This is a genomic window from Psychroflexus salarius (genome assembly GCF_900129035.1).
Lineage (GTDB): Bacteria > Bacteroidota > Bacteroidia > Flavobacteriales > Flavobacteriaceae > Psychroflexus > Psychroflexus salarius.
The window spans coordinates 2,118-5,261 of the sequence record NZ_FQTW01000021.1; the positions used below are offsets into that span (position 1 = coordinate 2,118).

The window sequence follows — 3,144 nt, forward strand, 5'->3', positions numbered from 1 at the left end:
ATAAAGTTCATTGACATATTGGGATAAAATAAGAGAGACGCGAGTTTTTTTTAGAAATAATTAAGAGAGAATATAAGAGTTATAATAAGCTTATTAAGGGCGTATGGGGGATGCCTAGGCTCTCAGAGGCGAAGAAGGACGTGACAAGCTGCGAAAAGCTGTGGGGATTGGCACATACGAATTGATCCGCAGATATCCGAATGGGGCAACCTGCTATGTTGAAGGCATAGTATCTACTTTGTGTAGAGGCTAACCTGGTGAACTGAAACATCTAAGTAACCAGAGGAAGAGAAAACAATAGTGATTTTGTGAGTAGCGGCGAGCGAAAGTGAAATAGCCCAAACCATGTATGTTTTGGCATATATGGGGTTGTAGGACTACAATATTTGATTATGCTGTAATTAGAATTAGCTGGAAAGCTAAGCCGAAGAAGGTGAAAGTCCTGTATAGGTAAAGGTATAATTAATAGTAGTATCCTGAGTAGTGCGGGGCACGAGAAACCTTGCATGAATCAAGCGGGACCATCCGCTAAGGCTAAATACTACTGAGAGACCGATAGTGAACTAGTACCGTGAGGGAAAGGTGAAAAGAACCTTGAATAAAGGAGTGAAATAGATCCTGAAACCATACGCTTACAAGCGGTCGGAGTCCCGATTATTCGGGATGACGGCGTGCCTTTTGCATAATGAGCCTACGAGTTACCGGTGTTAGCGAGACTAATTGATTCAGTCAAGTAGTCGTAGCGAAAGCGAGTCTGAATAGGGCGATTAAGTTAGCATTGGTAGACGCGAAACCGTGTGATCTACCCTTGGGCAGGTTGAAGCTTTGTTAACCCAAAGTGGAGGACCGCACCCGTTGACGTTGAAAAGTCTTGGGATGACCTGAGGGTAGGGGTGAAAGGCCAATCAAACTCGGAAATAGCTCGTACTCCCCGAAATGCATTTAGGTGCAGCGATAGTGATAGTTTTATAGAGGTAGAGCTACTGATTGGATGCGGGGGCTTCACCGCCTACCAATTCCTGACAAACTCCGAATGCTATAAAATGTTAACTATCAGTGAGGGCATGGGTGCTAAGGTCCATGTCCGAGAGGGAAAGAACCCAGAGCATCAGCTAAGGTCCCTAAATATATACTAAGTTGAATAAACGCGGTCTAACTGCATAGACAGCTAGGATGTTGGCTTGGAAGCAGCCATTCATTTAAAGAGTGCGTAACAGCTCACTAGTCGAGCGGTCAGGCATGGATAATAATCGGGCATAAGTATATTACCGAAGCTATGCTTTCATAGATATAATTTATGAGAGGTAGGGGAGCATTCTAAACGGCGTAGAAGGTGTACTGTAAGGTATTCTGGAGTGTTTAGAAAAGAAAATGTAGGCATAAGTAACGATAATGCGGGCGAGAAACCCGCACACCGAAAGACCAAGGATTCCTCAGCTATGCTAATCAGCTGAGGGTTAGTCGGGACCTAAGGCGAACCCGAAAGGGGTAGTCGATGGACAAGCAGTTAATATTCTGCTACCTGCTTTATATTAAAAGAGACGGAAGAGCAAATCTAGTGCGTGCAGACGGAATTGCACGTTGAACCATATGTAAGTATGGGATAGTACACCAAAGCTACGGTGGCGGTGATAATCTAGAGGCGGTCTTTCCAAGAAAATCGAATAAAGCAGCCCGTACCGTAAACCGACACAGGTAGTTGGGATGAGAAATCTAAGGTGCTCGAGAGATTCATGGCTAAGGAACTAGGCAAAATGGGCCCGTAACTTCGGGAGAAGGGTCGCCCCACTTCGGTGGGGCCGCAGTGAAGAGGTCCAGGCGACTGTTTATCAAAAACACAGGGCTCTGCGAAATTGAGAGATGACGTATAGGGCCTGACACCTGCCCGGTGCTGGAAGGTTAAGAGGAGATGTTATCTTCGGAGAAGCATTGAATTGAAGCCCCAGTAAACGGCGGCCGTAACTATAACGGTCCTAAGGTAGCGAAATTCCTTGTCGGGTAAGTTCCGACCTGCACGAATGGTGCAACGATCTGGACACTGTCTCAGCCATGAGCTCGGTGAAATTGTAGTATCGGTGAAGATGCCGATTACCCGCTGTGGGACGAAAAGACCCCGTGAACCTTTACTATAGCTTAGTATTGACTTTGGATAAGTGATGTGTAGGATAGGTGGGAGACATTGAAGCGGTATCGCTAGGTATCGTGGAGTCATTGTTGAAATACCACCCTTTACTTGTTTGAAGCCTAATCCCTTAATAGGGAGACATTACTTGGTGGGTAGTTTGACTGGGGTGGTCGCCTCCAAAATAGTAACGGAGGCTTCTAAAGGTTCCCTCAGCACGCTTGGTAACCGTGCGTAGAGTGCAATGGCATAAGGGAGCTTGACTGAGAGACCTACAAGTCGATCAGGTACGAAAGTAGAGCATAGTGATCCGGTGGTTCCGCATGGAAGGGCCATCGCTCAAAGGATAAAAGGTACTCCGGGGATAACAGGCTGATCTCCCCCAAGAGCTCACATCGACGGGGGGGTTTGGCACCTCGATGTCGGCTCGTCACATCCTGGGGCTGGAGAAGGTCCCAAGGGTTGGGCTGTTCGCCCATTAAAGTGGCACGCGAGCTGGGTTCAGAACGTCGTGAGACAGTTCGGTCTCTATCTACAGTGGGCGTTAGAAATTTGCGTGGATCTGACTCTAGTACGAGAGGACCGAGTTGGACAAACCTCTGGTGTATCTGTTGTTCCGCCAGGAGCATAGCAGAGTAGCTACGTTTGGCAGGGATAAGCGCTGAAAGCATATAAGCGCGAAACCCACCACAAGATGAGATTTCTTTAAAGGGTCGTTGAAGACGACAACGTTGATAGGCTACAGGTGTAAAGGCAGTAATGTCATAGCCGAGTAGTACTAATTACCCAAAAGCTTATTATAACAGCTCTTTTGATAATTGATATGTCGAAAGCTTAAATCTTACTTATTTTATCACCGATTATGTCAACTCATACTGTTTAAACGATTGCTTAAACAGACCAATTTAAGGTGGTTATAGCAACGAGGCTCACCTCTTCCCATTCCGAACAGAGAAGTTAAGCTCGTTAGCGCCGATGGTACTACAATCGTGGGAGAGTAGGTCGCCGCCTTCCTTTTATAA

The 3,144-nt window shown here is 46.3% G+C and carries 2 rRNA genes; both read left to right on the top strand.

Features of this window, described 5'->3' with window-relative positions:
* Nucleotides 1–82 precede the first annotated feature (82 nt).
* Nucleotides 83–2,924 (top strand): 23S ribosomal RNA (locus BUB82_RS11395).
* A gap of 104 nt (nucleotides 2,925–3,028) precedes the next feature.
* Nucleotides 3,029–3,136 (top strand): 5S ribosomal RNA (gene rrf, locus BUB82_RS11400).
* Nucleotides 3,137–3,144: the final 8 nt, after the last annotated feature.